24 protein-coding genes are annotated in these 23,696 nt (G+C 69.7%); 13 read left to right on the forward strand and 11 right to left on the reverse strand.

Annotated elements, in window-relative coordinates; genetic code table 11:
• Positions 1-161 precede the first annotated feature (161 nt).
• Complete coding sequence (gene pan2 / locus J2744_RS08910) at positions 162-1,385, reverse strand: proteasome-activating nucleotidase Pan2 (protein ID WP_209546907.1); 1,224 nt, start codon at positions 1,383-1,385, stop codon at positions 162-164.
• A 261-nt stretch (positions 1,386-1,646) separates the two neighbouring features.
• On the opposite strand from pan2, the gene J2744_RS08915 reads away from it, so the two are divergent.
• Positions 1,647-2,204: a response regulator gene (locus tag J2744_RS08915; protein ID WP_209546909.1), complete on the forward strand. Its 558-nt coding sequence runs from the start codon at positions 1,647-1,649 to the stop codon at positions 2,202-2,204.
• A 19-nt stretch (positions 2,205-2,223) separates the two neighbouring features.
• On the opposite strand, the gene J2744_RS08920 is transcribed toward J2744_RS08915, so the two are convergent.
• A complete protein-coding gene (locus J2744_RS08920) occupies positions 2,224-2,508 on the reverse strand; it encodes an amphi-Trp domain-containing protein (protein ID WP_209546911.1) in 285 nt (94 codons plus the stop codon).
• Positions 2,509-2,615: 107 nt separating this feature from the next.
• Here J2744_RS08920 and J2744_RS08925 point away from each other — a divergent pair, with 107 nt between their 5' ends.
• Positions 2,616-3,014: a hypothetical protein gene (locus J2744_RS08925; RefSeq protein ID WP_209546913.1), complete on the forward strand. Its 399-nt coding sequence runs from the start codon at positions 2,616-2,618 to the stop codon at positions 3,012-3,014.
• Positions 3,015-3,028: 14 nt separating this feature from the next.
• Here J2744_RS08925 and J2744_RS08930 read toward each other — a convergent pair whose 3' ends face one another.
• Positions 3,029-4,108 carry an aminopeptidase gene (locus J2744_RS08930; protein WP_209546915.1) on the reverse strand — a complete coding sequence of 360 codons (1,080 nt, stop codon included), beginning with the start codon at positions 4,106-4,108 and terminating at the stop codon, positions 3,029-3,031.
• A gap of 133 nt (positions 4,109-4,241) precedes the next feature.
• Between J2744_RS08930 and J2744_RS08935 the strand changes: the two genes are divergently transcribed.
• Complete coding sequence (locus tag J2744_RS08935; RefSeq protein WP_209546917.1) at positions 4,242-5,228, forward strand: M48 family metallopeptidase; 987 nt, start codon at positions 4,242-4,244, stop codon at positions 5,226-5,228.
• Positions 5,229-5,587: 359 nt separating this feature from the next.
• Here J2744_RS08935 and J2744_RS08940 read toward each other — a convergent pair whose 3' ends face one another.
• Positions 5,588-6,895: an acetamidase/formamidase family protein gene (locus tag J2744_RS08940; RefSeq protein WP_209546919.1), complete on the reverse strand. Its 1,308-nt coding sequence runs from the start codon at positions 6,893-6,895 to the stop codon at positions 5,588-5,590.
• Positions 6,896-7,017: 122 nt separating this feature from the next.
• Here J2744_RS08940 and J2744_RS08945 point away from each other — a divergent pair, with 122 nt between their 5' ends.
• Complete coding sequence (locus J2744_RS08945) at positions 7,018-8,007, forward strand: HFX_2341 family transcriptional regulator (protein WP_209546921.1); 990 nt, start codon at positions 7,018-7,020, stop codon at positions 8,005-8,007.
• A gap of 20 nt (positions 8,008-8,027) precedes the next feature.
• On the opposite strand, the gene J2744_RS08950 is transcribed toward J2744_RS08945, so the two are convergent.
• Positions 8,028-8,735: a hypothetical protein gene (locus J2744_RS08950; protein ID WP_209546923.1), complete on the reverse strand. Its 708-nt coding sequence runs from the start codon at positions 8,733-8,735 to the stop codon at positions 8,028-8,030.
• Between the two features lie 472 nt (positions 8,736-9,207).
• Here J2744_RS08950 and cofH point away from each other — a divergent pair, with 472 nt between their 5' ends.
• On the forward strand, positions 9,208-10,665 hold the full coding sequence (gene cofH, locus J2744_RS08955; RefSeq protein ID WP_209546925.1) for a 7,8-didemethyl-8-hydroxy-5-deazariboflavin synthase subunit CofH: 1,458 nt from the start codon (positions 9,208-9,210) through the stop codon (positions 10,663-10,665).
• A gap of 135 nt (positions 10,666-10,800) precedes the next feature.
• Positions 10,801-11,121 carry a DUF2250 domain-containing protein gene (locus tag J2744_RS08960; RefSeq protein WP_209546927.1) on the forward strand — a complete coding sequence of 107 codons (321 nt, stop codon included), beginning with the start codon at positions 10,801-10,803 and terminating at the stop codon, positions 11,119-11,121.
• Between the two features lie 28 nt (positions 11,122-11,149).
• Here J2744_RS08960 and hmgA read toward each other — a convergent pair whose 3' ends face one another.
• Both hmgA and J2744_RS08970 read right to left on the reverse strand, forming a co-directional pair.
• Positions 11,150-12,373, reverse strand: a complete 1,224-nt coding sequence (gene hmgA, locus J2744_RS08965; RefSeq protein WP_209546929.1) for a hydroxymethylglutaryl-CoA reductase (NADPH) — start codon at positions 12,371-12,373, stop codon at positions 11,150-11,152.
• A 93-nt stretch (positions 12,374-12,466) separates the two neighbouring features.
• Positions 12,467-12,940, reverse strand: coding sequence for a GNAT family N-acetyltransferase (locus J2744_RS08970; RefSeq protein ID WP_209546931.1), 474 nt, complete (start codon positions 12,938-12,940; stop codon positions 12,467-12,469).
• Between the two features lie 232 nt (positions 12,941-13,172).
• Here J2744_RS08970 and J2744_RS08975 point away from each other — a divergent pair, with 232 nt between their 5' ends.
• The 4 genes from J2744_RS08975 (at position 13,173) to J2744_RS08990 (ending at position 16,700) form a co-directional block, all read left to right on the forward strand.
• Positions 13,173-14,006 carry a DUF502 domain-containing protein gene (locus tag J2744_RS08975; protein WP_209546933.1) on the forward strand — a complete coding sequence of 278 codons (834 nt, stop codon included), beginning with the start codon at positions 13,173-13,175 and terminating at the stop codon, positions 14,004-14,006.
• Positions 14,003-14,446 carry an archease gene (locus tag J2744_RS08980; protein WP_209546935.1) on the forward strand — a complete coding sequence of 148 codons (444 nt, stop codon included), beginning with the start codon at positions 14,003-14,005 and terminating at the stop codon, positions 14,444-14,446. The genes J2744_RS08975 and J2744_RS08980 overlap by 4 nt, the downstream gene beginning before the upstream one ends.
• A 67-nt stretch (positions 14,447-14,513) precedes the next feature.
• Positions 14,514-15,056, forward strand: a complete 543-nt coding sequence (locus J2744_RS08985; protein WP_209546937.1) for a hypothetical protein — start codon at positions 14,514-14,516, stop codon at positions 15,054-15,056.
• A 135-nt stretch (positions 15,057-15,191) separates the two neighbouring features.
• Positions 15,192-16,700 carry an RtcB family protein gene (locus J2744_RS08990; RefSeq protein WP_209546939.1) on the forward strand — a complete coding sequence of 503 codons (1,509 nt, stop codon included), beginning with the start codon at positions 15,192-15,194 and terminating at the stop codon, positions 16,698-16,700.
• 48 nt (positions 16,701-16,748) lie between these two features.
• Here the strand turns inward: J2744_RS08990 and J2744_RS08995 are convergent, their stop codons facing one another.
• The 3 genes from J2744_RS08995 to J2744_RS09005 all read right to left on the reverse strand — a co-directional run bounded on the left by J2744_RS08995 (position 16,749) and on the right by J2744_RS09005 (position 18,453).
• Complete coding sequence (locus J2744_RS08995) at positions 16,749-17,060, reverse strand: thiamine-binding protein (RefSeq protein ID WP_209546941.1); 312 nt, start codon at positions 17,058-17,060, stop codon at positions 16,749-16,751.
• Between the two features lie 62 nt (positions 17,061-17,122).
• A complete protein-coding gene (locus J2744_RS09000; protein ID WP_209546943.1) occupies positions 17,123-18,058 on the reverse strand; it encodes an alpha/beta hydrolase in 936 nt (311 codons plus the stop codon).
• Entirely contained in the window at positions 18,055-18,453 is a 399-nt protein-coding gene (locus J2744_RS09005) for a hypothetical protein (protein WP_209546945.1), read from the reverse strand. The genes J2744_RS09000 and J2744_RS09005 overlap by 4 nt, the downstream gene beginning before the upstream one ends.
• Positions 18,454-18,699: 246 nt before the next feature.
• Here J2744_RS09005 and J2744_RS09010 point away from each other — a divergent pair, with 246 nt between their 5' ends.
• From J2744_RS09010 to J2744_RS09020, 3 genes are all read left to right on the forward strand, one after another.
• Entirely contained in the window at positions 18,700-19,779 is a 1,080-nt protein-coding gene (locus J2744_RS09010; RefSeq protein ID WP_209546947.1) for a DUF4013 domain-containing protein, read from the forward strand.
• Between the two features lie 25 nt (positions 19,780-19,804).
• Positions 19,805-20,872 carry an mRNA surveillance protein pelota gene (locus J2744_RS09015; RefSeq protein WP_209546949.1) on the forward strand — a complete coding sequence of 356 codons (1,068 nt, stop codon included), beginning with the start codon at positions 19,805-19,807 and terminating at the stop codon, positions 20,870-20,872.
• Positions 20,873-21,286: 414 nt separating this feature from the next.
• Complete coding sequence (locus J2744_RS09020; RefSeq protein WP_209546951.1) at positions 21,287-21,841, forward strand: hypothetical protein; 555 nt, start codon at positions 21,287-21,289, stop codon at positions 21,839-21,841.
• 16 nt (positions 21,842-21,857) lie between these two features.
• Here the strand turns inward: J2744_RS09020 and infB are convergent, their stop codons facing one another.
• The gene (gene infB / locus J2744_RS09025; protein ID WP_209546953.1) at positions 21,858-23,651 is read right to left on the reverse strand and encodes a translation initiation factor IF-2; all 1,794 of its coding nucleotides are present in this window, start codon (positions 23,649-23,651) and stop codon (positions 21,858-21,860) included.
• Positions 23,652-23,696 lie beyond the last annotated feature (45 nt).

Raw genomic sequence — 23,696 nt, forward strand, 5'->3', positions numbered from 1 at the left:
GCCGATCTGTGATCAACGATTTATAAGCGAGCGGCTGGGGCTTTGGCGGTGGTCGCCGCCGATCTGTGATCAACGGTTTATAAGCGAGCGGCTGGAATTTCAGCCGAAGAAACGGGTCCAACAGCACCTCGCAAAAACCGAACTTCAATCACGTAGTCGCCTCAGTACTGGTAGTTGATGACCCGCTCGTCCTCGGTATCGGCGTCCTGAAGCTTGTCGCGGGCCTGCTCGAAGTCAGCCTGCCTCACGTCGGTCCGGCCGTCGCGGATGGCGAACATCCCGGCCTCGGTCGCGAGCGAGGCGATGTCCGCGCCGCTGTACCCGTCCAGGTCGCGGGCGACGGCGCCGAGGTCGACCCCGTCGGCGACGTTCATCTCCTGCGTGTGGATCTCGAGGATGCGCTCGCGGCCCTCGGCTCCCGGCTCGGGCACCTCGATGAGGCGGTCGAAGCGGCCGGGGCGCAGGATGGCCTCGTCGAGCATGTCGAAGCGGTTGGTCGCGGCCATGATCCGGATCTCGCCGCGGTCGTCGAAGCCGTCCATCTCGGAGAGCAGCTGCATCATCGTGCGCTGGACCTCCGCGTCGCCGGAGGTCTTCGAGTCGGTGCGCTTGGCGGCGACGGCGTCGATCTCGTCGATGAAGATGACGGCCGGCTCGCGCTCGGCGGCGAGTTCGAAGAGGTCGCGGACCAGCCGCGCGCCCTCGCCGATGAACTTCCGGACCAGCTCGGAGCCGGCCATCTTGATGAACGTCGCGTTCGACTCGTTGGCGACCGCCTTCGCGAGCATCGTCTTCCCCGTCCCTGGCGGGCCGTGGAGGAGGACGCCGCTCGGCGGTTCGACGCCGACCTTCTCGAACTGCTCGGGGTTTTCGAGCGGGTCCTCGACCGCCTCGCGGACCTCCCGGATCTGGTCGTCGATGCCGCCGATGTCGGCGTACTCGACGTCGGGGGACTCGGTGACCTCCATCGCCTGCGCCCGGGAGTCGGTCTCGTCGTCGAGCACCTGCTGGACCGCGAAGGAGTCGTTGATCGCGACGCGGTCTCCGGGGCGGAGGTCCTCGTCGAGCCGCGAGGCGGCCTGCGTGAGCACCTCCTGGTTGTTGCCGTGCTGTTTGATCACGACGCCGTCGTCGGTGATCTCCTCGACCGACGCGATGTACAGCGAGGAGGTCTTCAGCACCTCGTTTTCGCGTTTCAGCTGTTCGACGTCGTCTTTCAGCTCGCCGCGGCGTCCCTCGGCGTCCGCGAGGCGGTCTTCCAGTTCCTCGTTCACCTGAACGATCCGCCGGAAGTGCTGGCGGATCGCTTCCAGCCGCTCCGCGTCGCTCATCTCGGGGTCGAGCTCCAACCGCGGGCGGTCGGGTAGTGAGGGGCTGTGAGACATTCGTTATGCCCGGATAAGATGCGGGCGTAAATGTGCCTTTGGGTCACGGAGAGACCGTTGGATCGGCGAACCGACGGCGCGATCGCGCGCCGCCGTCGCCGCGGACCGATCGCTGACGCACTGTGATATCAACATCGATAACAGGGGGTGAACGTTTTTACACGGAACGGAACAAGCGGTCCGTATGGACGCACGAACGGCGGGCGGACGCACCGGTCCGAGGCTCGCGGACAGCGAGACGCGGACCGAGAGGAACCGCCCATGACCGGAGATCCGGACGCGACCGTCCTCGCGGTCGACGACGAGCCGGACCTCGCAGAGCTGTACCGGGTGTACCTCGACCCGGCCTACGACGTTCGGATCGCGACCGGGGGCGAGGAGGCGCTCGACGCGATGGACGAGTCGGTCGACGTCGTCCTCCTCGACCGGCGGATGCCCGACATGTCGGGCCACGAGGTGTTAGAGGAGATCCGCGGCGAGGGGTACGACGCCCGCGTGGCGATGCTGACCGCGGTCGAGCCGGACGTCGACATCGTCGAGATGCCGTTCGACGACTACAAGACGAAGCCGGTCACCAAGGAGGACCTGCTCACGCTCGTCGAGGTGCTCCTCCACCGCGCCGCCTTCGACGAGCGGAGCCAGGAGTTCTTCGCGCTCGCCTCGAAGAAGGCGGCGCTCGAAGCCGCCGGCACGACGGGGTCCGAGGAGTACGAGGAGCTCGTCGAGCGGATGGAGTCCGTCCGGCTCGAAGTCGACGACACGCTCGATCACCTCTCCGCGCGGGACGCGTTCGTCGAGGTCCCCGGAGAGGTGCCGTAGGCGGCGACGCCCCTTCCGATTACTCGATCTCCAGGTCGCCGTCAGCGCTCTTCTCGCCGCCGTCCTCGTCCCACTCCAGTTCGAACTCGACGCTCAGTTCGCCCGGTCCCTCGGTCGGTCCCTCGCGCTCCGCTTTCACCTCGAAGGTCGGTCGCGCGGGCGGCTCCAGCGTCGCCGACTCGTCGCCCCGTTTGAGCGTGATCGCGTTGCCCGCGTCCAGTGAGTCCGCGACCGTCCGCAGGTACGCGGCGATCTCCTCGCGGCTCCGGCGGCTCTCCGATTCGAACAGGACTTCCTCTGGCATAGGCGGCCGTACGCCTCCCCGAATCTTAAAGACCGCCGCGGCGTCGACGGCGAACCGCGGCGCGACGTCCCCGATCGTTTTGTGGCACCCGACCGAACTCCCAGTTCGTGTCCCTCCGCGACTCGCTCCGCACGGTCGTCGCCGTCGCCGTCTACTGGACGGCGATCGCGCTCGGCGGGAGCGTCCTCCTGCCCGATCCGACGAGTCCGCTCGTCGTGGTTCCGATCCTCGGCGGCGGCGCGGTCGTCGCGCACGCGGCGCGGGCCGACAGGCTCGTCGAACTCGGCTACGCCGTGGGGACGATGTGGATCGCCGTGCTCGCGCTGTCGGTCGGGACCGGCGTCGTGGACGTCGTCGCGGCGCCCGACGGGGAGATCGCGCCGCTCGCGGACTACCCCGGAATCGCAGCGATCGGCACGGTCGGGCTGTTCGTCGTCCTCCTCGTCGCGTACGCGGCGTTCCTCCGCCGGAGCGACGAGCGCGATGACTCCGCCGGATCGGGGTGAAACGGCGAGCGCCCTCAGAACCCGTCTTCGAAGGCGAAGGTCCCGTTCCGCTGGACGACCTCGCCGTCGACCTCGATGACGGAGTCCTCGCTCATGTCGACGATCATGTCGACGTGCTCGGCCGACTCGTTGACCTCGTTGTCGCCGCTGACCGTCTCCGGGTACGCGGAGCCGACCGCCATGTGGACGGTGTCGCCCATCTTCTCGTCGAACAGCATGTTGTAGGTGAACCGGTCGATCTGGCGGTTCATCCCGATACCGAGTTCGCCGAGGCGCCGCGATCCCTCGTCGGTGTCGAGGATGCCGGTGAGGAGGTCCTCGTTGCGCTCGGCGGAGTGCGAGACGACCTCGCCGTCCTCGAACCGGAGCCGGACGCCCTCGATCTCGCGGCCGTAGCGGTAGAGGGGCAGGTCGAAGTGGACCTCGCCGTCGACGCCGTCGCGCGTCGGCGCGGTGAACACCTCGCCGCCGGGGAGGTTCGCCTCTCCCTGGTCGTTGAGCGTGGAGTTCCCGGACACGTCGAGCGTGAGGTCGGTCTCGTCGCCCGACTTGATTCGCACCTCGTCCGCCGCGTCCAGAATCTCGACCATGTTCGACTGGAACTCGCGCTGTTCGTCCCAGTCGAGCGAGACGGCGTCCCAGACGAAGTTCTCGTACGCCTCGGTGCTCATCCCGGCGAGCTGGGCGTGGCTCGCGGTCGGGTACTGCGTGAGACACCACGTCTTCGAGAGGCGCGTGCGCTTGACCTCCTCCATCGCGCGGTTGTACGCGGCGTTGGTCTCGGGGTCGACGTCGGCGTCCTCGGTGGCGTTCGCGCCGCCGCGCGCGATGACGAAGACGTCGGCCTCCTCGTAGAGCGCGCGCCGGTGGCTCGGCTCGGAAAAGTCGTCGGCCGAGCGCTTGAAGGCGCGCTGGGCGCGCTTCGAGTAGTTGAGGTAGACGGGGTTCGCCCCGCGGTCGCCGCAGACCTCGTGGAGCGCGACGGCGAGGTCCTCGGCCTCTTTCGGCATCTGGATGACCACGTCGTCGCCCGACTGGATGTCGGTGGCGTGGTCGGCGATGATCTCCGCGTGTTCGCGGACGCGTGCGTCCATGTACAGCCGGTTTCGCGGCCGGGGAATTACCGCTTTTCCTTCCGGCGTGTCGGGTGGGGAAGCCCGGGCGATGGAACTGCTGTGACCGCCGCCGGCCGCAACGCGTTTGCCCCGCCGTCGCGTAGCTCCGGGCATGTCTCGGCTCGCGTTCCGCGCGGCCGCGGCGGTCGTCGGCGTCGCGCTGCTCGCCGCCTACCTGACCGCGGCGCTGTTCGTCGCCGACCTGCTGCGCGCGGTCTGGGCCGCCCGCCCCGACCTCCCGGTCCTCCTCGCGCTGCTGGCCGCCGGCGCGCTCGGATCGGCGTACCTCAGCTACCGGCTCGGCACCGCGCAGATCCTCGCGAAGCTGGAGGGGGACCGCGTCCCCCGAAAGCGGGCGCCGGACCTCCACCGCCGAATCGACTCGCTCGCGGCGCGGATGGACCTCGCGCGCCCGGACCTCTACGTCACCGACACGCGCGCGCCGAACGCGTTTGCGGTCGGGGGCGGGGGAGACGGCGGCGCGCTGGTGATCGACCGGTCGCTGTTCGGGCTGCTGTCGCCCCGCGAGGTCGAGGCGATCCTCGCGCACGAGCTGGCGCACCTGGAGGGGAACGACGGGTTCGCGATCGCGATGGCAGACGGGATCGGCCGCTCGCTGGTCGGGATCGCGACGGTCGCGGCGCTGCCGGCGCTGCTCGCGCTCTCCGGACTCGCGGCCGCGTCGGCGTGGATCCGCGGGCGACCGAGCGATCGGTCGGGTCCCTTCGCGCGGCTTCACCGGGCGCTCGCGGGCGGGCTGTTCGCCGGGTTCGTCCTCGCGACGCTCGTCGCGCGGTCGCGCTCGCGAAAGCGCGAGTTCGCGGCCGACGACCGGGCGGCCGAGGTGACCGGCGACCCGATGGCGCTCGCCCGCGCGCTCCGCCGGATCGAGCGCGCGACGGAGCCGTCGTGGCCGTTCGCGCCCTTCTCGACGCACAAGCGGACCGACGAGGCGACCGAGCGCTGGCTGTCGACGCACCCCTCGACCGACGAGCGCGTCGAGCGCCTGCGGCAGATGGCCGAGTCGCAGGGACCGACGCGGCGGATTCCCGCGGGACCGTCGCGGGCGGCCGTCGGACGAGGACGGTCCCGGCGGTGAAAGGCGTGCGACACGCGATTCGGTCGGTACTGCGGTGGCGCGTGCCTGCGAGCGGCCGCCTCCGGCGGCCGCGAGGAGCACGCGCGAGGGACGCGGTGAGAGAGGGGTGACCGCAGGGAACCCCGAGCGAACCGCGAGGCTGGGGAGGGGTGAGGTGCGGTTGCGGGGCGGGGTGGGACTCAAAGGGGCAGCCGGGAGGGCGAAGCACGACGACGCAAGGACCGCAGAAGCGAGCGAAGCGAGCGACGAGGACCGCAGCGAGTCGCGCGAGTCCTCCCGGCTGGGGCTTTGGAGGTGTGCGCCGTCGGTCTGCCGGCAGCAATAGATAGGTGATCGACCGCGACGACGGACGCCCTGATCTATAAATCGTACTGTTCGCGCGTCACGTCGTCGAGGCCGGATTCCTCAAGCACGTCCGACGGGACCAACATATCGAGCTGGACGACGCCCGGAAGCCGACCGATCTGGACGCCGCCGGTGAACGTACACCGGGCGCGGACCTCGCCCTCGCTCATGCCGAGCAGGGTCCCGGCGCGGTCGAAGGCGTTCTGGGTGGCGTCGTTGACGGTCGCGCCGGAGCCGATCACCTGAATCGGCGCGGCGTCGGTGTCGACGTCGACGCCGTGCTCCTCCCCGAGACCCTCCCCGGCCGCGACCTCGTCGTCGGTGTAGGGCGCGCTGATGAACGGGAGGTCCTCCTCGTTCGGCAGGAGGACCGGGCCGTCGAGATCGACGTCCTCGATCACCTCCACGTCCATCGTGACCGTCCCGCTCACGTCGGTGGTGTGGAGGGATAGCTCCCCGTCGCCCTGATTCGCGTGGAGGTCCCCGACGTAGACGCCGCCGCCGTCGACGACGACCGGGCAGATCAGCGTCGCACCCGCCCGGACCTCGGGCACGTCCATGTGGCCGTCGGTCCGCAGGTCGAGGTCCGCCTCGGTCTCGACGCCGTAGTCGTGGTCGGCGCCGATGAGGTTCTGCCCGAAGTCGCCCGCGTTGTGCGAGTCGGGCATCGTCACCGGCGGCGTGGTGCCGATGTTGCCGATAAAGGGCCGGAGGCGCCCGAGCGTGCCGGGCATCCCGTCCGGCTCGTACAGCAGGATCGGGTGCTGGCGGGCGTTCTCGGGGATGTCCATCACCTCGTCGGCGTCGAGCGCCAGCTCGTGGGCGCCCTCCTCGTCGAGGGTGATCCCGACCGCGTTCTCGTGGTCGAACGCGACGGTGTAGCCGTACTCGAAGCCGAACGAGGAGGCGTTGGCCCCGCACTCCGCGCAGCGGATCGCGTCCTCGCCGGTGCCCTCGACGACGGAGTCCGGCCACGTCGTCCCGCACTCCGGACAGCGGTGGTCGACGAAGGGGTCGTCGCCGAACGCGCCCTCGCGCTCCGCCATCGACCCCGTGCTGGTCGCCATGCTCGTCACCTCCACGTCGCGGATGTGGATCGCGACGGCGTCGCCCACCTCCGCGCCCTCGACGCGGATCGGCCGGGTTACCTCGTGGCCGCCCCGGAACGAGGGCGTCACCATCGGTCCCCAACAGCCCGGCGGCGTGTACGTCGTCACCGTCCCGCCGTCCGCGACCGTGCCGGCCCACTCCTGATCGGGTCCGACCAGCCCGAGCGTGTACTGGTCGACGTACAGCTCCTCTTGAACGCCTTGCTGTGACATACCGTGTTAACGTACGGCGCAGACCGAGATAATCCTACTGCTCGCGGAAGGGGTCGGCCGGTCCGGCGGCGCCGCGGCCGGTTGCGGTCGTTTATAACCGCGCCGCGTCAAACGGCTCGCGTATGCAGACCCACGTCGTGCCCGTCGGGTTCGACTACGACCGGATGATCGCCCCGCTCATCCGGGACCAGTTCGACGTCGACCGGGTGATCCTCCTGGAGGGGACCGTCGGCAGCGAGGCCAACGTCGAGTACTCGCGGAACATCGCGCGCAAGCTGGAGCAGGACTTCACGAACCTGCTCGGCGCCGAGACGGTGCGCGAGCAACTGGACGACGTGTACGACTACGACGCGGCCTTCGAGCGCGCCTTCGACCTGATCAACGCGGAGCTCGATCGAGACGGCGCGGCGGGCGGGAGCAGCGATTCCGGGGAGGCCGACGCGCCCGCCGACGAGCGCGAGGTGTGGGTGAACCTCTGTTCGATGCCCCGGCCCGTCTCGTTCGCGTTCGCGACCGCGGCCCACTCGATCATGGTCGAGCGGCAGGCGGACCGCGACCGCATCCACACCTACTACACGGCCCCCGAGAAGTACCTCGAAACCGAACTCGCGGAGGAGCTTCGCGCCACGCGGGACCTCTTGCGCGACCTCGACGAAGGCGACGACGCGGCCATCTCCGAGGCGGGCGTCGACCCCGACCGCGTCGCGGACCGGCTGGCGAGCACCACCGACCTCCTCGCGGAGTTCGACGAGCGCGGCACCACCATCGGCGCGAAGAAAATTGGTGACCGCCACGTCATCGAGCTGCCGGTCGCCTCCTTCCAGAACGTCAAGCCGTTCGAGGAGCTGGTGCTGTTCACCCTCGGCGAGCACGGCGAGTTCGAGTCCGTCTCGGAGCTAGCGGAGACGCTCGCGGCCGAACTCAACGAGGAGTACACCGACTCGTTCCGCTCGAAGGTGATTTATAACGTCGATCGGTTGGGGCCCGGCGGGAAGGGGTACATCGAGCGCGAGGAACACGGGAAGTCCTACCGGACGAGCCTCTCGCGGATCGGGCAGTTGTGGGTGCGTTCGCACGCCGACGAAGACCGGGACTACCGGGATCTGGCGTGAACGATACTGGGATATGGTGACTAGTCAGAGCTGACCGGACGGAAATCGACTGACAGTTCTGGATAGATTTCACTATCGGATTTGTCTTGTTCAAGTTGATCGAGGTAGTCTGCCATCGTTTCGAGTTCAGGTATTACGGTTGTGTCCGCGTATCGGTCTATGAGGTACCCAGCAACCGTAACGAAGAGAATTGAGTAATTGGGACTTCCCTGATAGTGGTGTCCAAGGTGTGCCAAGTTGTTTCGCTTCTTTCTGACCAATTTGAGGGTACCTTCGATTTCGTCTACATGGTCCTCAGAAATATCCCGGCGCAAGTCTCCCTTTAAAATCTCCTCTGAATCATTAATATACGGTGTCTTACCTCCCTCTATTGACATGTAGGTGAGGTAATCTCGTGGATCCAGTTTGAGGTGAACTGCTGATACTATGAGTTCTAATGCGACCCCATAGAACAAGTCCGCAGCCATGTGTCTAGACCAATCTCGTCGCGAAAGCCAGTCTATAGACACGTCGCGGTCTTTCCACTCGTCTCCCGGCGCACCCACCTTCGTAATGGCCATATCAATGTACGCCGCAGCCTGCTTGAATTGTTGATCGTGAGGTGAACTCTCGTATTTAGAAACTTCTGGCTCATGGTAGTACGCCCAGATTTCGTATGTCGCTGCTCGATGGTGTTCCTCAACCTCCTGCTGGTACTGTTTTATTTGCTCCAAAGCACTCTGGTCCATGCTATTTTTCGCTGGAGGCTATCCTATTGAAATCACGGCTCGAAGCGAATAGGTACCTATTCGATTCACTCTGTAGACGACACTTCCAAAGCCCCAGCCGCGAGGACTCGCGCGGCTTGCTGCGTGCCTCGCTCAGTCGCTCGCGTTGCTCGCTCCTTCGCTGCGGTGCTTGCGTCGCCGTGCTTCGCCCTCGCGGCTGCCCCTTTGAGTCCCGCCCCGCACCGCACAGCACCTCACACCTCCCCAGCCTCGTCAGTCGCCTCCGCTCCGCTCCGGCGACTGACTCCCTCGCGCGTGCTGCTCGGCCGCAAGGCGGCCTCGCAGGCACGCGCCACCGCAGTTCTATTTATAAACAGACGTCGCGTCCCGCGGATATATTTATAAACAGACGTTCGCGATCGGTGTCGACTGTGCGACTCGGTCGGTGTTGCGACCCGCCCGTTTATGGGGGTGGAACCGGGAGCGTTAGGGGATGAGTTCGGGGGGTAGTTCCGACGCGAGCGGATCGGACGGCGGCGGAGACGGGCGGTCGGAGAGCGGCGCGGAGGCGTTCGACTTCGCGACGCCCGCGACCGACCAGTCGTTCGAGAACGCGCTCGCGAAGGCCCGCGACGGCGTCCGGCTGACGGTCGACGACGCGACCGAACTGCTCGCCACCGGCACGGAGTCGTCGGGGATCGACCCCGTCCGCAAGGAGGCGGTGCTGGAGGCGGCCGACCGGCGTAGGGCCGAGGAAGTCGGCGACGAGGTCACCTTCGTCGCCAACCTCAACAACAACGTCACCACGGCCTGCAACACCGGCTGCCTGTTCTGTAACTTCAAGGACTCCGCGCACGCGTTCGAGGCGGACAGCGACGTCGAGCACGCCGGGTTCACCAAGACGCCGGCCGAGTCACGCGAGATTGTCGATGACGCCCTCGACATGGGTATCTACGAGGTCTGCTCCGTCTCGGGTCTCCATCCGGCGTTCGCGCTGAACGAGGAGCACCACGAGATCCTCGCCGCGCACGACGACCCCGCCAGCGAGGCGAACTACAAGCCGCCCGAGGCGTACGCGACCGACCCCGGGACCTACGTCGAGCAGATGGACGCGATGTCGGTCGGCGGCGTCCACCTCCACTCGATGACGCCGGAGGAGGCGTACCACGCCGCCCGCGGCACGGACTGGGAGTACGAGGCGGTGTACCGCGAACTGGCCGACGCGGGCCTCGACTCCGCGCCGGGCACCGCCGCCGAGATCCTCGTCGACGAGGTCCGCGACGTGATCTGTCCGGGGAAGATCCGCACCGACGACTGGGTCGCGGCGATGGAGGGCGCGGCGGCGGCGGGCTTAGACGTCACCTCGACGATGATGTACGGCCACGTCGAGACGGTCGCGCACAGGGCCGAACACCTGAAAGTCATTCGCGACCTCCAGGACCGCACGGGCGCGATCACGGAGTTCGTCCCGCTCTCTTTCATCCACCAGAACACCCCGCTCTACCGCCGCGGCGTCGTCGACTCCGGTCCCTCGCGCGCCGAGGACGAGCTGGTAGTCGCGGTCGCGCGGCTCTTCCTCGACAACGTCGACCACGTCCAGGCCTCGTGGGTGAAGTCGGGCGACGCCCACGGGCTGAAGCTGCTCAACTGCGGCGCCGACGACTTCATGGGCACCATCCTCTCGGAGGAGATCACCAGCCGCGCGGGCGGCGAGTACGGCGAGTACCGCTCGTTCGACGACTACGTCGAGATGATCGCGGCTATCGGGCGGACCCCGGTGGAGCGCTCGACCGACTACCGGACCCGCCGCCGGATCGACCCCGACGACGGCCCGCACGGCCCGCAACTCGGCCCGCGCGCCGACGGGACGCCGATGCTCCTGGACCGTTCGTCCGGCGACGGGAGCGGCAGGGACGCCGCCGGGACGACCCCGGCCGACGCCGACGACTGAACCGGCCGATCGGGCCGAGTCGACGCCCGAGAAACTCGATTAGAAACCGAACACGTTCCGCCGAGCGCTGGCGACTCCCAGCGAGTGGGAACCGCCGGTGGTCCCATTACCGTGGTACTCGTCAACGTATGTGAAATGGCCACACCCGACGCACAGCCGATCGACCGTCCGGCGGGGGGTTCGGATGCCGGGGAACGCGACGGGCGGATCGACCCCGACCGTCCGTCGCTCACGCGCTCCGACGAGCGGCTGCTCTCGTACCTCGCCGACGTCGGCGCCGACTACCAGGCGTTCGTCGCCGGGAACACCGGACTCTACGACGACCACGTGGAGTCCCGGCTGACCGCGCTCGAAGACGCCGGACTCGTCGAGCGCGTCTCCGGCGAGGCGGTGTACCGAATCACCGACGCGGGGCGGGACGCGCTCCACGACGACTGTCCGTGCTGGTCGGATTGAGAGAGAGTTCGCGGGCCGAAACGTCGGTTTATCGGCCGAGTTCCTCGTGCGCCGACGAGAGGTGTCGCGAGCCGAGCGCAGCGAGCAGGTTGAGTTCGCCCGCGAGCGCGCACACCGCGATCGACTCCGCGAGCGCGTCGGCGTTGCTCCCGGCCGGGTCGCCGCCGCCGGCGACGCCGAGGATCTCCAGGCTCGCCCGCTGCGTCGGCAGCTTCGTCCCGCCGCCGACCGTTCCGACCTCCAGACTCGCCAGCGAGACGGAGACGTAGAGGTCGCCGTCCGCGGTCGTTTCCGCGGTCGTGATCGCGTTCGCGCCCTCGACGACCTGCGCCTCGTCCTGTCCGGTCGCGAGGAACATCGCCGCGACCGCGTTGGCGACGTGGGCGTTGAAGCCGAGCGCGCCCGCCTTCGCGGAGCCGACGAGGTTCTTCCGGGTGTTGATCTCGGCGACGGCCTCCGGGGTCGTGTGGAGGCGCTCCTCGACGACCTCGCGCGGGACCGTCGCGTCCGCGACCACCGAGCGTCCGCGGCCCTCGACCGCGTTGATCGCGGCCGGCTTCTTGTCCGAACAGAGGTTCCCCGACAGCGCGACGAGCGAGGCGCCCGTCTCCGCCTCGACGACGTCGCAGGCCTCACGGGTCGCGATGGTGGCCATGTTCATCCCCATCGCGTCCTTCGTGTCGTAGCGGAACCGCAGGAAGACGTTGTTGCCGACGACGTACGGCGTCACGTCGAGCAGTTCGCCGTGGCTCGTCGTCGACTCGGCCGCCTCGCGCAGCGCGGGGACGCTGTCGCGGACCCAGGCGACCAGCGCCTCGGCCTCGGCCACGCCCGCGACCCGGAACACGGGGGCGCGGGTCATCCCGCTCTTCGTCACCCGCGCGGTCGCGCCGCCGCCGTCGTCGATGGCGGAACAGCCGCGGTTGATCGACGCGACGAGCGCTCCCTCGGTGGTCGCGAGCGGGAGGTAGCGCTCGACCGACCCCGATCCGCCGTCGACGGTCACCGGACCGGCGACGCCGACGGGGACCTGGACGCCGCCGAGGGTGTTCTCGATGTTCGAGCCGTGGACCGCCTCGGCGTCGAAGGCGTACTCGCCGAGCGGGTCGAGGTCGGCGTCGGTCGCCTCCGCGACGAGCAGCCGGCGCGCGGCGGTCGCGGCGTCGGCGTCGGCGTGGTCTTCCAGCTCGTGGAAGCGGAGGTCGCCGTCGCGGACCCGGGCCGCGAGATCCGCGGGAGTCGGTTGCGACATGCCGGTTGATCCTCGCGGCCGGCGCTAATTACTGTCGGTTTCGCGGCCTTCGGGACCGGGGAGAGCGGGAAGGAACGAGCGAGGAAAATCCGGCTACCGCCCGACGAACCCGGAGAGCCGCTCGCGGATCGACTCGCCGCCCAGCTTGAGGTAGTAGGCGTCGCCGCCGTCCTCGTAGTAGCCGTCAATGCGGCGGATCACCTCGAAGCCGAGGTGCTCGTAGAAGCCGAGCGCCGAGCGGTTGGTCGTGCGGGCGTGACAGGTGACCGACCGGTGCTGCTCCGCGACGTCCGCGATGAGGCGCTCGGCGTGGCCGCGGCCGCGGTGGTCGGGGTGGACGGCGAGAAAGAGGATGTACCCGTCGCGTCGGACGGAGGCGAACGCGACGAGCCGGTCGTTCTCGACGAGCAGGTGGGCGGTCGACCGGCGGTACGCGTCGACGAAGAAGCCGCGTCGCTGTCGGAGGACGCCCTCAGCGGACCGAATGCGCTCTTTGAGCTCCCACGCGGCGGTCGCGTAGTCGGACTCGCCGGGCGGGTCGACCCGCTTTTCGACGTTGACGCTCACTGCGATGACCTAACACGCCAGCGGAATATAACTCCACCGCCAGCGGGGACCGTTGCGGACGGCTCCGCCGCCAGCGAGAGCGTTGCGGGCGCGAAAGCGTTACGGGCGCGAAGCGTTGCGGACGCGAGAGCGTTGTGGCGGCAGACCCGCTCTCGACGGGGTGACCCCGGTCCGCGTCGACACCGAGACCACGACGGAAACGTTTTGTCGCGGTCGCGCGTGGTCGCGATCAATGATCGACGAGTCGTCGGGAGCCGAACTGCTCCGACGGGCGTTCCTCACGGGCGTCGCCGTGGTCGTCCCCGCCGTCATCACGCTGGTCGTCCTCGCCGTCGCGTTCAACGCGGTGTACAACTACCTCGACGTGTTCTCGTCGGCGGTCGTCGCCGTGTCACCGGGCGGCGGACTGCCGCTGATCGGTGCGATCTCCCGGGAGCTCGCGATCGAGATCGCGACCCCGGTCGTGTTCGTGGCCGCCATCCTCGTCATCGGCGCGGGCGTCGAGTCATCGCGGTACGGCGAGCGCGCCGTCGACTACGTCGACGAGGCGGTCGAGCGCGTCCCGGGCGTCGGCTCCGTCTATCAGGGGTTCCGACAGATGAGCGACGCCATGCTCGACTCGGACGGCGGGAACTTCCGCGAGGTCGTCCTCGTGGAGTTCCCGACCGAAGACACCTACACCCTCGCGTTCGTCACGAGCGAGACGCCCGCCGTCATCGCGGACCACGCGGACAGCGAGGGGGAGGGCATGCGGACCCTGTTCATGCCGATGGCGCCGAACCCGGTGATGGGCGGCCACGTCGTCTTCGTCCCCGACCGTCGGGTCGTCGACGTCGAGTTGAGCGTCGACGAGGGGATCCGCGCGCTGGTGACCAGCGGCGTCGCGCTGGAGGAGGTCGCCGCCGACCTCGACGACGTCGACCCGGAGGACCTCCGCGCCGGCGCGCCGGAGCGGACCATCGACGCCCGGTTCCAGGCCGACGAGCGACCGGGGAGCGCCGAGGCGTCCCGCGACGAGACGGGTGGGGAGGGCCACGAAGCCGACGGACGGAGCGGCGGGCGATGAGCTACGAACTCCGCGACCACACCGCCGACGTCGCCGTCGAGGCGACCGCCGAGAGCCTCTCGGCGCTGTTCGCGGCGGTCGCCGACGGACTCGCGGCCGCGAGCGCTGAGTCGGTCCCGGACGCCGGGGACCGGTTCGAACTCGAGGTCGCCGCCGAGAGCCGCGAGGCGCTGCTGTTCGACTACCTTGACCGGCTGATCTACGAGCGCGACGTGCGGCTCGTCCTCCCGGCCGACCACCGGTGCGCAGTGGTCGAACCGGGTGAGGGGGACCGACGGAGCGATCCCGCAGACCCGGACGAGTGGCGGCTCGCGGCCAGCGCGCGCGGCGTCCCGCTCGACGCGGTGGCGGCCCGGGAGATCAAGGCGGTCACGTACTCCGAGATGGCGCTCGAACGCCGAGACGACGAGTGGTACGCGTACGTCGTGTTCGACGTGTGAGGCCGCGACGACCGGCCTGGCGCGTGATATGAAAAACCATTATGGTTATCGAGAGCGTTGGTAACGTATGTCACACTCAAAGCGGAGCGACGGGAGCGAACCGGCGGTCGCGGGGCGGCGCTGGCGCGCGGGCGCGGTCGGCGGGCTGGTCGCCGGCGCGGGGATGGGCGCCGTGTTACACTTCGGTCTCGGACTCATGCCGACGATCGGCGCGCTGGTCCGAACCGAGACGGTCCCCGCGGGATGGGTCGTCCACCTGTTCAACAGCATCCTCTTCGGCGGGCTGTTCGTCGCCGTCTTCGATCGACCCTTCTTCGCCGACCTGCGCGGGGACGTGGGCGGGTGCCTCTCGCTCGGCGTCGTCCACTCCGCGCTGTTGGGCGTGATCACCGGCGGCCTGCTGTTGCCCGCCGCGATCGCGATCGAGGGCGCCACGTCGCTGCCGGTGCCGACGCTCCCGGTGCCGGGGCTGACGGCCAGCTTCGAGTTCGGCGCGGTCATCGCGGTCGCGCACCTGCTGTACGGGCTCGTCCTCGGGCGGGTCTTCGCCGCGTTCACCCTTGCCGACGGCGCGATCGACTGGCTCCCGATCGATCCCGTCGACCGGTGACCGGTGGCGGTGGGGCGGCCGGGATCGCCTCCGACGAGATCCGACGGTGGCCGCGCCAGCTGACGCAACGCCCTCCTCCCCCCGCGCCGAACGCCGGGACGCAACGCCCTTCTCCCCCCGCGCCGAACGCCGGGTATGACCACGCGCGAGTTCGACGGGATCCGGCTGGAGAAGGTGCGCGAGCACGTCTGGGAGATCCCCCGCGAGGGCGACATGAACGTCCCCGCGCGGGTCCTCGCCAGCGAGTCGCTGCTCGAAGAGATCGGCGAGGACGACTCGCTCCGGCAGCTAAAAAACGCGACCCACCTCCCCGGGATGGTCGAGCCGGCCCTCTGTATGCCCGACGGCCATCAGGGGTACGGCTTCCCCGTCGGCGGCGTCGGCGCGATCGACGCGCGAACGGGCTGTCTCTCGCCCGGAGCGATCGGCTACGACATCAACTGCGGCGTCCGAATGGTGAAGACGAACCTCACCTACGACGACGTGCGCGGACGCGAGGAGGAGTTGGTCGATGCGCTGTTCGAGGCTGTCCCATCGGGGCTCGGCGGGGGCGGGGTGATCGGCGGCGACGCGGACGCCATCGAGGGCGCCCTCGAACGCGGCGTCGAGTGGGCGGTCGAGGAGGGGTACGGGATCGAGAGCGACCTCGCGCGCTGCGAGGACGAGGGCCGGCGCCCCGACGCACGCCCGGAGTACGTCTCCCAGAAGGCGACCGACCGCGGGCGCAACCAGATGGGGTCGCTCGGCTCGGGCAACCACTTCCTCGAGGTCCAGCGCGTCACCGACGTGTTCCGCGAGGACGTGGCCGAGGCGTACGGGGTGGCGGAGGGCGGGATCGTCGTCCTGATCCACTGCGGGAGCCGGGGGCTGGGCCACCAGACGTGTAACGACTACCTCCGGCGGATCGAGACGGAACACGCGGACCTCGTGGACGACCTGCCCGACAAGGAGCTGGCGGCCGCGCCCGCCGGCTCCGAGCTGGCCGAGGAGTACTACGGCGCGATGGGCGCGTGCATCAACTTCGCGTGGGTGAACCGCCAGCTCATCACCCACCAGGCCCGCGAGACGTTCGGCGAGGTGTTCGACGCCGACCCGATAGCGGACCTCGGGATGGAGCTGCTGTACGACGTGGCGCACAACATCGCCAAGAAGGAGACCCACGAGGTCGGCGTCGACGCCGAGGGACGCCCCGCCGTCGGCGACGAGGCGGTCGACCGCGCGGAGCGCGAGCTGTACGTCCACCGCAAGGGCGCGACGCGGGCGTTCCCCGCGGGCAACGCGGACGTGCCCGAGACCTACCGCGACGTGGGGCAGCCCGTCATCATCCCCGGCAGCATGGGCGCCGGGTCGTACGTGCTCCGCGGCGGCGACGAGTCGATGTCGGTCTCGTTCGGCTCGACCGCCCACGGGGCCGGCCGCCTGATGAGCCGGACGCAGGCGAAACAGGAGTTCTGGGGCGGCGACGTCCAGGACGACCTCGAAGCCGGCCAGCAGATCTACGTGAAAGCGGAGTCCGGGGCCACCATCGCGGAGGAGGCCCCCGGCGTCTACAAGGACATCGACGAGGTGATCCGCGTCAGCGACGAGCTGGGAATTGGCGACAAGGTCGCCCGCACGTTCCCCGTCTGTAACATCAAGGGCTAACCGCGACCGTTCCAAGACCGACCGGTCGCTCCCGGTCAGCGCTCCCGGTCAGCGCTCCCGCTTCGCCGCCCGACCGAGGTGGTCCTCGACGGCCTCGACCTTCTCCGCGGCGGTCCCGTCGCTCGTCCGCTTGTCGTCGATCTTGAGCACCGTCGAGACGCGGTCGCCGTCGACCGCGTCGTGGGCCGCCGCCGCGGCCGCGAACAGCGTCTCGGCGTCGGCGGCCTCGATGACGGTCCCCATCGGGTTCGTCTCGTAGCTCACGTCGAAGTCGTCGAGCGCGGCTACGGCCGCCGCGACCTCCTCGGCCATGCTCCCCTCGATCACCGGCGCGACGCTCAACATTGCGATCGCTGTCATGTCCGAGACTGTGCTGCGAACTCACTTAAGCGGTAGCGGGGAGCAGAGTTCCGAGCGACGGCTCACTCCAGCGCGTCGCGCAGGAACGACAGCTGGTGACCGACCGCGCCCTCAAAGTCCGCGCCCAGCACGGAGAAGTGGTCCGCCGGCATCGAGACGACCGTGCCGCGCGAGAGTCGCTCGCCGGCGTCCGCGACCGACTCGGCGTCGACGATGGCGTCGTCGGTGCCGGCGAGAAGCAGCGTCGGGGCGTCGATCTCCGCGAGCCGCGTCACGGGTCGGTACCGGACCAGCCCGAGCAGCGACCGCGCGGGCGTCTCGTTGCGCCACGCCGACTCGCGGTCGACGAGGTCGATGTACTTCCGCTTCGTCCCCGGCTCCGAGATCGCCGCGCACTCCTCCGTCCCGCCGACGATGGGAACGGTGCGGCCGCGACCGATCCGATGACCGAGCAGGTCGCGGAGGCCCGCGGCGCCGGAGCGGAGGAGGTACCGCCCGCCGCGGCGCAGGGCAATGGCTCGCCCGTCGAGCATCGGGACCAGCCCCACGACTGCGTCGACGTCGCGGCGCGCCGCGGCGAGCGTGAGGACGTGCCCGGCCGACAGCGACGCGCCCCACAACACGAGGTCGTCGCCGACGGCGTCGACGCGCTTCGCGCGGTCGATCGCGGCCGCGTACGCCGCGCGCTGGCGGTCGAGTTCGACCGCCTGCGAGTCGCCGTCCGACTCGCCGAACTCCGGGTGATCGAACAGCAGCGCGGCGTAGCCCGCGTCCGCGAACCGCTCCGCGACGGCGGGGTAGCCGAAGGTGCGCTCCGCGCCGAGTCCGGGCGCCATCACGACCACCGGGGGGTCGTCCGCGTCGCCGCCGGGGAGGTACAACGTTCCGCGGCAGGTCGCACCGTCGGCGTCGAACGCGACCGCTCGGGTGGCGAACCGCTCGCGGGCCGGCCGCGCGAGCCGGCGCTGCGCGCGGTTAACTGGGTCGCGGCGGGTCACCGGTCCGCCTCCGGGTCGGTTTCGGCGTCCGGCCGAGCAGCGCCCTCGGTCTCGTGGGTGACGGTGTCTAACACCCGAGAGGAGAACTCCGTCTCGGAGATCTCGTAGCCGATGAGCGCCTCGAACCACTCGGCCTCGACGCGCCACGTCCCGAGGACGTCGCCGGGCGATCGAACGACCGTCCCCTCGACGCGGACCGGGTCCCACTCGTCCGCCTCCGCGCGGTCGATGAGCGCGTTGAGCGCGCGACCGATCTCGCCGCGGTGGATCTTGCGGCCGGGGAACGCTGTCATGTACGTCAGCTCCAACGGGTCGCCGCGGTCGATCGACTCGACGCTGACGCCGTAGCTGCGGAGCGCCGGCTCCACGTCGGCCGTCCGCTCGTCGCCGGTCATACCCGATCCGTCGGCGGGACGGGATAAATCGGTACCGGCACACGACGGTGACGCGGCTACGATGAGAGGGGAACGGGATGTCGGACGAAAGCCGCGGACGGGGGTGCGACCGCCGTTCGGCGGACGCAAGTGGGTTGTCAGAGGCACACGAGTATCCCGCGCGGCCGGTTGTCGCTACTCCGCGAAGCGATATAAACGCTCGGGCCGGGCACCATTTATGCCGCTCCCGTCCCTGTGTCGGGTCACATGCTCACCGCGGCCGCGACGTCGCTGAAACGAACCGACGACGCCGCCGGCGTCGTCCTCGTCGGCGGGTTAGTGACCCTGCTCGCGTGGATCCTGACCCCGCTGTGGCTCGGCGGCGTCCTCTTCGTCAGCCCGGCGTTCGTCGTCGCCGCGCCGGTCGCGCTCGCGCCGTGGCTCGTCGCCCGCGGCTACTTCGTCCGGGTGATACGCAACGCGATCCAGACCGGCGACGCGGCCGGCACGCCGTCGCTCGTCGCGTGGGGGGAGCTGGTCAGGGACGGTCTCAAGTCCGCGTTGCTCTCGGTCGCCCTCCTCGCGCCGCTCGCGGGCGGTCTCGCGGTCGGCGGCGGGGTCGTCGCCGCGCTCGTCGCCGGGCCGGTCGATCCGGCGTCGGTCGCGGCCGCCGCCGAGTCCTCCCTCGGACCGGCCGGGCCGGCCGCCGTCGCCGCCGTCGCCGCCGGCGTCGTCGTCGCGCTCGTGGTCGCGTACCTCCTCGCGTTCGCGTACCTCCGGCCCGCGGCGCTCGCCGCGTTCGCGGCCTCCGGACGACTCAGAGACGGACTGAATCCGCGGACGGTAGCCGGCGTCGCGGCGACCGGATCGTACGCCACCGGGTGGACGCTCGCCGTCGGGGCGCTCGCGGTCGGGTACGCCGTCGCGGCGCCCATGACGCCGCTCGTCGTCGGGGTCGCGCTCGCGTTCGCCGTCCGCGTCGTCGCCCACGGCCTTTACGGGCGAGGTGCGGCCGACGCCTTGCGGGGGGATCCGGCGGCGGACGCGGATCGCCGTCCGGAGGAGGACGGGACGCAGTACGACGCGACTTCCGACCCCGAAACCGTCCGCGACGCCGACGTGATTCGCGACAGCGGTCGCTCGCGCGACGACGCTCCGGTCCCCGCCGTGTCGGGCGACGGCGGGCGGCCGATGCGGAGCGAGCCGCCGGCCGCGGTCCAGGTCGGCCGGGGCCTTCCGGTCGGCGACCGGGGAGACGCCGTCGAAAGCGACGGGATCGGCGGGGGCGACCCGGCCGGTGGCTTCGAGTGGGGACCGGCACTCGCCGACGCGGAAGACAAGAGTTGATACGGCCGCGAGCGAACGCCCGGACATGCGAATCTCCGAGCGGGGGTACGGCGAGGAGGGCCGGGAACGGCTCACGCTGGTCCCCGAGAACGTCGACGACCTCTGGCACCTCGCGCACGTCCTCGAACCCGGGGACCTCGTCGAGGGCGACACCACCCGACGGATCCAGCGGAACGACGACCAGATGCGGGACACCGGCGGGCAGCGCGAGCACATCTTCGTCACGCTGGAGGTCGAGGACGTGGAGTTCGCGCGGTTCGCCAACCGCCTCCGCGTCTCCGGGGTCATCGTCGGCTGCTCGCGAGAGGACCAGCTCAACGCCCACCACACGCTCAACGTCGAGGAACACGACGAGATCACCGTCGAGAAGCACTTCAAGCCGGATCAGACCGAGCGGCTGGAGGAGGCCACGGAGGCCGCGGAGAACCCCGACGTGGCCATCGCGACCGTCGAGGAGGGCGCCGCCTACGTCCACACGGTCCAGCAGTACGGCACCGAGGAGTACGCCTCGTTCACGAAGCCGACAGGGAAAGGCGAGTTCTCGCGGCCGCGCGAGGAGCTGTTCGCCGAACTCGGCGAGGCGCTCGCGCATCTCGACGCCGACGCCGTCATCCTCGCCGGGCCGGGGTTCACCAAGCAGGACGCGCGCGACTACATCGACGAGGAGTACCGGGACCTCTCCGACCGGATCACCACCGTCGACACCTCCGCGGCCGGCGACCGCGGCGTCCACGAGGTGCTCAAGCGCGGTGCGGTCGACGAGGTCCAGAAGGAGACGCGGATCTCGAAGGAGGCGAGTCTCATCGACGAACTGACGGAGAACATCGCGACCGAGGCGAAGGCGACGTACGGCCCGGACGACACCGCCGAGGCCGCCGAGTTCGGGGCGGTCGAGACGCTGCTCGTCGTCGACGAGCGGCTCCGCACCGAGCGGCAGGGCGACGGCGACTGGGACATCGACGTCAACGAGGTGATCGAGTCCGTCGAACAGCAGGGCGGCGACGTCGTCGTCTTCTCCTCGGAGTTCGCCCCCGGCGAGCAGCTCGCCAACCTCGGCGGCATCGCCGCAATCTTACGCTACCGGCTCCAGTAAGCGGCTGCGGGTCGAATGCGGTGGCGCGTGCCTGCGAGGCCGCCCCGCGGCCGAGCAGCACGCGCGAGGGAGTCAGTCGCCCGGAGCAACGCGGAGGGCGACTGACGAGGCTGGGGAGGCGTGAGGTGCTGTGCGGAGCGGTGCGGGACTCGAAGGGGCAGCCGCGAGGGCGGCGCAGGCGAAGTAAGGACCGCAGGAGCGAACGAAGTGAGCGACGAGGACCGCAGCGAGCGTGCGCCGCCCTCGCGGCTGGGGCTTCGGCGGCGTTCGTGTCGATCGCCGATTTATAAGAGTCACCTCTGTACGGCCGAGCGGCTGGGGCTTCGGCAGGCTCGGCCCGCGGGCCGTCCGCAACGAAACCAGTCACGTATCGCGGCCGTGACCTTATCAGAGCGCGCCGTCAACGTCGGATCGATGGCGGACCGATCCGGGGACGACGCCGAGACGGCGACGGTCGAGGACGCGTCCTCGCCCTCCGAGGCTGACGCCGACCCGCTCCCAGACGACCTCGACGCCGGCGTCGACGAGGCGGTGAAGCGCCGGCTCCGCGAGGCGTACCTCAACGACGAGGAGAACGCGCTGATCGTCACGCGGGTGCGCTCCGCGGGCGACCGCGTCGCCGTCGAGATGCGCCCGCCCCACGGCGACGCCACCCACACCGAGCGGTTCGACGCGCCCCGGGACGGCTCGCTTCAGGAGTCCGAGGCGTTTCTCGACTTTCTGGAGGCCGCGGGCGTCTCGCCGCTCGACGTCGACGAACTCGTCGGCGCCCGCGTCCCGGCGACGTACGACCCGGAGACCGGCTGGCGGGTCGACGCCGCGTACCGCGGCGAGTCGGAGGCGGAAACCGAGAGCCGATTCGCGGACGCCCGCGACTGGCTGTGGACCTACCGGACGTGGCTGCTCGCCGCGCTGCTCGTCGGCGGGGAGTTGCTGTTCGTCGCCGTGATCATTCTGGTGTACGCGTGACCGGCGACCGGGTGCGTTACTTCCCCCAGAACGGATCGCGCTTCCGGCGCGTGTCGAGGTACCCTTGGAGCGCCTCGCGCTCGTCGGCGGTGATCTCCTCTTTCAGCTCCTGTTCTAAGATCTTCGCGTGCTTCTCGGGCACCTCGGTCCACAGCGTGTCGCCCTCCTCGATGTCGCGCCCGACGGTCGGCCCGTCGATGGCGATGCTGACGCGCTCGCCGGCGCGCGCCTCGTCGACGTCGTCGCCCTGCTTTTGAATCCCGGAGAGACCGCCGACGCGCTCGAACTCGTTGCCCTCGAAGTAGCCGACGTTGCGGTTGTTCTGGAGGGTGCCGGAGATGACCTCGACGCCGACGACCGCGGGGTCGTTCTGCCGGAAGGTGTGGTCGGGGAGGATGCGGAAGCGGGCCGGGCGCACGACCTTGTCCAGCACCGTCTCCTGTTGCGCGCGCTGCTTCTCCTCGACGTAGCGCTCGTAGTCCTCGACCAGCTGGTAGATGACTTCGTTCTTGAACAGCTTCACGTCCGCGTTCTCCAGGTCGGACTCCGCGTTCTGGAGGAGGTCGACGTTGAAGCCGAGAATCGCCTTGTGCTCGTCCTGGTTCGCGGTCTCCGCGACCGCGATGTCGCGCGGCGCGATGTCGCCGACCTCGGCGCGCAGGATGGGGACCTCGGCCTCGCGGAGCGCGTTCGCCATCGCCTCCAGCGAGCCGAGGGTGTCCGCCTTGACGACGACGCCGTTGTCGGCCGTCTCGACCTCGATCTCGGCCAGTTCGGCCTTCACTTCCTCGACGACCTGGTCGACGGTGCGGTCGCGGACGACCCGGACCGGCGCGCCCGCCATCGCCCGATCGAGGTCGGGCGCGGCGATCTTCACGCCGGCCGCGGCCCCGATCTCGCCGACCTTCTCGAACTCCTTCTCCGTGCGGATCTCCGCGAGCGGCCGCGGCCGGAGCAGCGCGCGTATCTCGGTGACGATCGGCTCGTCTTGGCCGCCGACGACGACGGTGTCGCCGTTGCGGATCACCCCGTCGTAGACGACGGTGTCGACGGTGGCGCCGAAGCCGCGCTCGTCTTTCACCTCGAGGACCGTCCCCTCGCCCGGGCCGGTGACGTCGATGGCCATCTCCTCTTTCATGAACCGCTGGGAGAGACCCATGAGGACCGTGAGCAGGTCGGGGACGCCCTCGCCGGTGAGCGCCGAGAGGGGGACGACGCCGATGTTCTTCTGGAAGTCCTGGACGCGCCAGTAGAGATCGGCCGAGAAGCCGGCGTCCGACAGCTGGCCGATGATCTCGTAGAGGTTCTCGTCGAGCATCGACTTCGCGCGCTCGGACTGGGCGTCCATGCTCTTTTGAATCGGCTCGCCGTCCTGCGGGTTCCACCCGGGCGTCGTGTCGACCTTGTTGGCCGCGACGACGAAGGGGGTCCCCGTCCGGCGGAGGATGTCTATCGCCTCCTCCGTCTGCGGCTGGAAGCCGTCGTTGACGTCGACGACGAGCACCGCGATGTCGGCGAGCGCGCCGCCGCGGGCCCGCAGCGTCGAGAAGGAGTGGTGGCCCGGCGTGTCGATGAACAGCAGGCCGGGAAGATCGAAGTCGGTCGGGTCGATGAGCTCGCCCGCCATCCCGGAAATGGTGTCGAGCGGGATGTCCGTCGCCCCGATGTGTTGGGTGATCGCACCGGCCTCGCCCTCGCTGACGGCGGAGCCGCGGATCGTGTCGAGCAGGCTCGTCTTGCCGTGGTCGACGTGGCCCAGCACGGCGACGATGGGGGTTCGCAGGGTGTCCGCGTGTGTGTGGTCGGTCATATGTGATCGCCCCGAGAAGGTTATACCGTCCGTTCCGCCGGCCGT

Origin of the sequence: Halorubrum trapanicum, from assembly GCF_017873555.1 — an archaeon.
Taxonomy (GTDB): Archaea; Halobacteriota; Halobacteria; order Halobacteriales; family Haloferacaceae; genus Halorubrum; species Halorubrum trapanicum.